Origin of the sequence: Micromonospora sicca (genome assembly GCF_003172935.1) — a bacterium.
GTDB classification, from domain to species: Bacteria; Actinomycetota; Actinomycetes; order Mycobacteriales; family Micromonosporaceae; genus Micromonospora; species Micromonospora sicca.
This window is the reverse complement of the sequence record NZ_QGKS01000371.1, coordinates 1-5,953: the sequence shown is the minus strand read 5'-3', so window position 1 is coordinate 5,953 and position 5,953 is coordinate 1. Positions and strand designations below refer to the sequence as shown.

The window sequence follows — 5,953 nt, the reverse complement described above, 5'->3', positions numbered from 1 at the left end:
ACCAGCGGCCGAGCGCCCCCGACCACCTGCGCGGGGCGCTCGGCCGCTGGTGGGGCGAGGGCTTCGAGTACGTCTTCTCCTGGCACGACGGCGCGCTGCGGGCCCGGGGCGCGGACGACCCGGCCGGCAAGCCCCCGGCCGTCTTCGCGCCGCTGCCCGACCGGCCGGACGTGTTCCGGACCGTCGCCGGGCGGGAGGTGGGCGAGCTGCTCCGGCTGACCCGGGACGAGCGCGGCGCGGTGGTGCGGATGCACTGGGCCACCTACCGCTTCACCCGCTCCCAGGAGACCTTCGACGGGTACGACTTCCGCGCCGGGAGATGATCACGGACCAGCCGAAATGGGCGGGGTGCGTCCGGTGTTGAACAGATACGATGGGTAGAACGTCCGCACGCCGCGCCAACAGGGCAGCGGCGCCGAATTCGGAAGCAGGTGGCGCAGGGCCCGACGGGCCCGATCTATGACCGGCACCCCACCTCCCGGCCCGCCCCGGGTGCAGACCAGGATCACGGTCCCCGACCCGAAGATCATGGTGAACCTGCTCGGCGCGGGCGACGAGATCCTGCGACTCGTCGAACGCTCGGTCAACAGCGACGTCCACGTGCGTGGCAACGAGATCACCATCACCGGCGCCCCCGCGGACAACGCCATCGCCGAGCGCCTCTTCAGTGAGCTCCTCGAACTCATCGAGAAAGGCGAGACCCTGACCAGTGACGCCGTCCGGCGTACCGTCGGCATGCTCGAGCAGGGCAGCGCGGAGCGGCCCGCCGAGGTCCTCACGCTCAACATCCTCTCCCGACGCGGTCGCACCATCCGCCCCAAGACCCTCGGGCAGAAGCGCTACGTCGACGCCATCGACTCGCACACCATCGTCTTCGGCATCGGCCCGGCCGGCACCGGCAAGACCTACCTGGCCATGGCCAAGGCGGTCCAGGCGCTGCAGGCCAAGCAGGTCAACCGGATCATCCTGACCCGGCCGGCGGTCGAGGCGGGGGAGCGGCTGGGCTTCCTGCCGGGCACGCTCAACGAGAAGATCGACCCGTACCTGCGTCCGCTCTACGACGCGCTGCACGACATGCTCGACCCGGAGACCATCCCGAAGCTGATGGCGGCCGGCACCATCGAGGTGGCGCCGCTGGCCTACATGCGGGGCCGTACGCTGAACGACGCCTTCATCATCCTGGACGAGGCGCAGAACACCACGCCCGAGCAGATGAAGATGTTCCTCACCCGGCTCGGCTTCGGTTCCAAGATCGTGGTCACCGGTGACGTCACCCAGGTGGACCTTCCCGGCGGGACGACCAGCGGCCTGCGGGTGGTCCGGGAGATCCTGGAGAACGTCGAGGACGTGCACTTCGCCCAGCTCTCCAGCTCCGACGTGGTCCGCCACCGGCTGGTGGGGGAGATCGTCGACGCGTACGCCCGCTGGGACGCCGAGCGGGAGAACCAGCAGGCGCAGAGCGTGCACGCCGTGCCGGGGCGGACCGCCCAGGGCGGTCGGGCCGGCCGGCGCCGCTAATTCATCAGAGGAAGACAGTTGTCCATCGAGATCGCCAACGAGTCCGGTGTCGAGGTCGACACGGACGCCGTGCTCGCCGTCGCCCGGCACGCCCTCGACGAGATGGGGGTCAACCCCCTCGCCGAGCTCTCCGTGCTGCTGGTCGACGTCGACTACATGACCGAGCTGAACCATCGCTGGATGGGCGGCGACGGTCCCACCGACGTGCTCGCCTTCCCCATGGACGAGGGCAGCGTCGACCACGGCCCGGGCGAGACCGCCCCGGCCGGTGGCGAGCCGGCCCTGCTCGGCGACATCGTGCTCTGCCCGGAGGTGGCGGCCAAGCAGGCGGCCACCGCCGGCCACTCGCCCGCCGACGAGCTGCACCTGCTCACCGTGCACGGCGTGCTGCACCTGCTCGGGTACGACCACGCCGAGCCGGAGGAGGAGCGGGAGATGTTCGCGCTCCAGGCCCGCCTGCTGTCCAGCTGGCGGTCGACCCGGTCCCGGTGATGACCACCCTGGCGGCGGCCTCTGGTACCGCCGGCCTGCCCGATCTCCAGCTCATCGTCTTCGCGGCGGGGCTGGTGGTGCTCGCCGGCCTCATCGCGATGACCGAGGCGGCGCTGGCCGCCGTCTCCCCGGCCCGGGCCGCCGAACTGGCCCGCGACGGGGCGCGCGGCGCCCGCGCCCTCCAGGTGGTCGCCGGTGACGTGGTCCGCCATCTCAACCTGCTGCTCCTGCTCCGGCTGCTGGCCGAGCTGACCGCCACCACCCTGGTGGCGCTGGTCGCGGTGGACACGTTCGGCGCCGGCTGGCGGGCCGCCCTGGTCACCGCCGGCGCGATGACCGTGGTCAGCTTCGTGGTGGTCGGCGTCGCGCCGCGGACCATCGGCCGGCAGCACGCGTACGCGGTGGGGCGCGCCGTCGCGCCCCTGGTGCGCTGGCTGGGCCGGGCGCTGAACCCGCTCGCCTCGTTGCTGATCCTGATCGGCAACGCGGTCACCCCGGGCCGCGGCTTCCGGGAGGGGCCGTTCGCCACCCAGCTGGAGCTGCGCGAGCTGGTCGACCTGGCCGAGCAGCGCGGTGTCGTGGAGCACGGCGAGCGGCAGATGATCCACTCGGTCTTCGCCCTCGGTGACACCATCGCCCGCGAGGTGATGGTGCCGCGCACCGAGATGGTGTGGATAGAGGAGGGCAAGACCCTCTCCCAGGCGCTGGCGCTCTTCCTCCGCTCCGGTTTCTCCCGCATCCCGGTGATCGGCGACAGCGTCGACGACGTGCTCGGCGTGCTCTACCTGAAGGACCTGATCCGGCGTACCCAGGGCGGGGACCCACGGGCCGACGAGTTGCCGGTGTCGGAGCTGATGCGCCCGGCGACCTTCGTGCCGGAGTCCAAGCCGGTCGACGACCTGCTGTCGGAGATGCAGGCGGCCCGCAACCACCTGGTCATCGTCGTCGACGAGTACGGCGGCACCGGCGGCCTGGTCACCATCGAGGACATCCTCGAGGAGATCGTCGGCGAGATCACCGACGAGTACGATGTCGAACGCCCGCCGGTCGAACGCCTGGACGACGGTGCCGTCCGGGTCACCGCCCGCCTTCCGGTGGAGAATCTGGGCGAGCTCTTCGACACCGAACTCCCCACCGACGAGGTGGAGACGGTCGGTGGTCTGCTCGCCCAGTCGCTGGGCCGGGTCCCGATACCCGGGGCGGAGGCCGAGGTGTCCGGGCTCCGGCTGATCGCCGAGGGCACCACCGGGCGGCGCAACCGGATCGACACCGTGCTGGTGAGCCGGATGGCGCCGACCGACGCGCAGGACAGCGCGGGGCGTGGCGAGCACGCCGAGTCCCGCGGCAACCAGAACCGATCCGAGGAGAGGCAACCCGCCGATGCCTGAGTCACCCGCCGTGCCGGCGGCCCGGCCCACCCCGTCCGATCCCGCCGAGCTGAGCGCCGAGGACGGCAAGCTGGTCATCCTGGCCCGAGGCGCGCGCGGCCGGGTCGGCGCCGTGGAGGGCGCGGCGGTCCGTGACCAGGACGGCCGGACGTACGCCGCGGCCAGCGTGGCCCTGCCCTCGCTCACCCTGACCGCGCTCCAGCTGGCGGTCGCCTCGGCGGTGGCCGCCGGGGCGAGCCGGCTGGAGGCGGCGGTGGTGGTGACCGAGGCGTCGACGCTGGACGGCGCCGGGCACGCCGCGGTTCGCGACCTCTCCGCCGACGCGCCGATCCACGTGGCCGCGCCGGACGGCACCGTCCTCGGCACGGTGGTCGAGTGAGTGACCTCGAGCCGCGGCCGTACCGGGCCGGTTTCGCCTGTTTCATCGGGCGGCCGAACGCCGGCAAGTCGACGCTGACCAACGCGATCGTCGGTACGAAGATCGCCATCACCTCGAACAAGCCGCAGACCACCCGGCACATCATCCGCGCGGTGCTGCACCGCCCCGAGTCGCAGCTCGTGCTGGTCGACACGCCCGGTCTGCACCGCCCCCGGACGCTGCTCGGCGAGCGCCTGAACGACCTGGTCCGCTCCACCTGGAGCGAGGTCGACGTGATCGGCCTCTGCATCCCGGCGGACGAGCCGATCGGCCGGGGTGACCGGTTCATCACCGGTGAGCTGGCCGAGCTGAAGGCCACCGTCCTCGCCGTGGTGACCAAGACCGACCTGGTCGACAAGAAGAAGCTGGCCGAGCAGTTGCTCGCGGTCAGCGAGCTGGGCGATTTCGCGGCCGTGGTGCCGGTGAGCGCGGTCTCCGGGCACCAGGTGGACACCCTGGTCGACGTGATGACCGGCTACCTGCCCGAGTCGCCGCAGCTCTACCCGGACGACATGCTCACCGACGACCCCGAGCAGGTGCTGGTCGCCGAGCTGATCCGGGAGGCGGCCCTGGAGGGGGTGCGCGACGAGCTGCCGCACTCCATCGCCGTGGTGGTGGAGGAGATGATCCCCGAGGGCCAGGTCATGAAGATCTACGCCGACCTCTACGTCGAGCGGCCCAGCCAGAAGGCGATCGTGATCGGCCACCGGGCCAGCCGGCTCAAGGCGGTCGGCACGACCGCCCGCCGGCAGATCGAGGAGCTGCTCGGCACCCGGGTCTACCTGGACCTGCACGTCCGGGTCGCGAAGGACTGGCAGCGCGACCCGAAGCAGCTGCGCAAGCTCGGCTTCTGACCGTACGTCCGGCCGCCGGCTCCCTGTTCAGGGGGCCGGCGGTTCGGCGTTGCGGTGGTGGCGGCGCTGGTCCGGATCGGTCGGGGAATATGGCAAGTTTCACTTTTCGCCCCGCCCGCGCGCCGGTTTCGTCCGGCCGCGTCGGAGGGTAGGGGACGGCTAGCCCCCCGCCCCCAACATAGATGCAGGCTGATGCGCAATCGATACCTCGATCTGCTCCGCTTCCTGGCCATCGTCCGAGTCGTCGTCTACCACGTCACCGGCTCCGCGGCACTGACCCTGATCTTCCCGGCGATGTCGGTGATGTTCGCGCTCGCCGGCTCGCTGATGGCCGCCTCCCTGGACCGCACCGGCCCGCCGGCCGTCCTGCGGCGACTGCGCCGCCTGCTCCCGTCGCTCTGGGTGCTGTCGGCGCTCTTCGTGCCGGCCATGCTGCTCACCGGGTTGCCGCTGACCCCGAAGGTGCTGCTCTGGCTTTTCCCGGTCAGCGACCCGCCGGCCAACGGCTGGGGGTCGGTCGCGCTGAGCATGATCTGGTACCTGCGGGACTACCTGTGGTTCGTGCTCGCCTCGCCGCTCGCCCTGTGGCTGTTCCGCCGTGCCCCGCTGCCCACCCTCCTCGCCCCGTACGCCCTGCTCGCGGTGATCGAGTTCGGGGTCCTGCCGGCCGCGCCCACCGTGCTGCGCGAGTTCGGTCTCTACTTCGGCGCCTGGCTGCTCGGCTTCGCCCACCACGACGGCCTGCTGCGCCGGCTGGCCGGCCGGGTCCTGGTGCCGGCCGCGCTGGCCCTCGGCGCCGCCGGGCTGACCTGGATCTTCACCCACCCCGGCCCGCGCGGCTACGACCTCAACGACATCCACCTGGGCAACGCCCTCTGGTCGGCGGCGTTCACCCTGGTGGCCATCGGCCGGGCGCCGGCCGGCGCCGGGTGGGTGGACCGCAACGCCGTCGTCGGCCGGGTGGTCACCGTGCTGAACCGGCGGGCGCTCACCGTCTATCTCTGGCACATGCCCTTCGTGGTGGCACTCACCCCGCTGGTGGACCTGGTCGGCTGGTCCCGCCGGGACCCGGTCGGCTTGGCGGTCCGGGTGGTGCTGGTGTTCGCCCTGGTGGGCATGGTCACCGTGCTGGTCGGCTGGGTCGAGGACGTGGCTGCCCGGCGGGTGCCGGAGCTGCTGCCCGGCGGGTCCCGTTCGACGCCGGCCGGCCGGGCCGCCGCCCCGGCCAGTCCCGCCCCGGCCAGGGCCGGGTCCGAACCGGTCCCGGTCGGGGTGGGGGCGGG

General features: G+C 72.3%; 7 protein-coding genes. All 7 read left to right on the top strand.

All coding sequences use genetic code 11. The features are described from left to right. Positions 1-323, top strand: a 323-nt coding sequence (locus DKT69_RS29850; protein WP_438361890.1) for a DUF7586 domain-containing protein, incomplete at its 5' end; no start/stop codon positions are given. Between the two features lie 136 nt (positions 324-459). Continuing rightward, the gene (locus DKT69_RS29845) at positions 460-1,518 is read left to right on the top strand and encodes a PhoH family protein (protein ID WP_109804791.1); all 1,059 of its coding nucleotides are present in this window, start codon (positions 460-462) and stop codon (positions 1,516-1,518) included. An 18-nt stretch (positions 1,519-1,536) separates the two neighbouring features. Next, the gene (gene ybeY, locus DKT69_RS29840) at positions 1,537-2,010 is read left to right on the top strand and encodes an rRNA maturation RNase YbeY (protein WP_109804790.1); all 474 of its coding nucleotides are present in this window, start codon (positions 1,537-1,539) and stop codon (positions 2,008-2,010) included. Then, positions 1,986-3,398 carry a hemolysin family protein gene (locus DKT69_RS29835; RefSeq protein WP_201749928.1) on the top strand — a complete coding sequence of 471 codons (1,413 nt, stop codon included), beginning with the start codon at positions 1,986-1,988 and terminating at the stop codon, positions 3,396-3,398. The genes ybeY and DKT69_RS29835 overlap by 25 nt, the downstream gene beginning before the upstream one ends. Continuing rightward, positions 3,391-3,777 carry a cytidine deaminase-like protein gene (locus DKT69_RS29830; RefSeq protein WP_109804788.1) on the top strand — a complete coding sequence of 129 codons (387 nt, stop codon included), beginning with the start codon at positions 3,391-3,393 and terminating at the stop codon, positions 3,775-3,777. The genes DKT69_RS29835 and DKT69_RS29830 overlap by 8 nt, the downstream gene beginning before the upstream one ends. After that, positions 3,774-4,670, top strand: coding sequence for a GTPase Era (gene era, locus DKT69_RS29825; RefSeq protein ID WP_109804787.1), 897 nt, complete (start codon positions 3,774-3,776; stop codon positions 4,668-4,670). Before DKT69_RS29830 ends, era begins: the two co-directional genes overlap by 4 nt. A gap of 192 nt (positions 4,671-4,862) precedes the next feature. After that, positions 4,863-5,953: acyltransferase family protein (locus DKT69_RS29820; RefSeq protein ID WP_109804786.1), on the top strand; the 1,091-nt coding region annotated here is incomplete at its 3' end.

Bases quoted from the DNA above. Each gene is read 5' to 3' on its own strand.
- DKT69_RS29845 (WP_109804791.1), top strand. From the start codon at position 460: ATGACCGGCACCCCACCTCCCGGCCCGCCCCGGGTGCAGACCAGGATC.
- DKT69_RS29830 (WP_109804788.1), top strand. From the start codon at position 3,391: ATGCCTGAGTCACCCGCCGTGCCGGCGGCCCGGCCCACCCCGTCCGAT.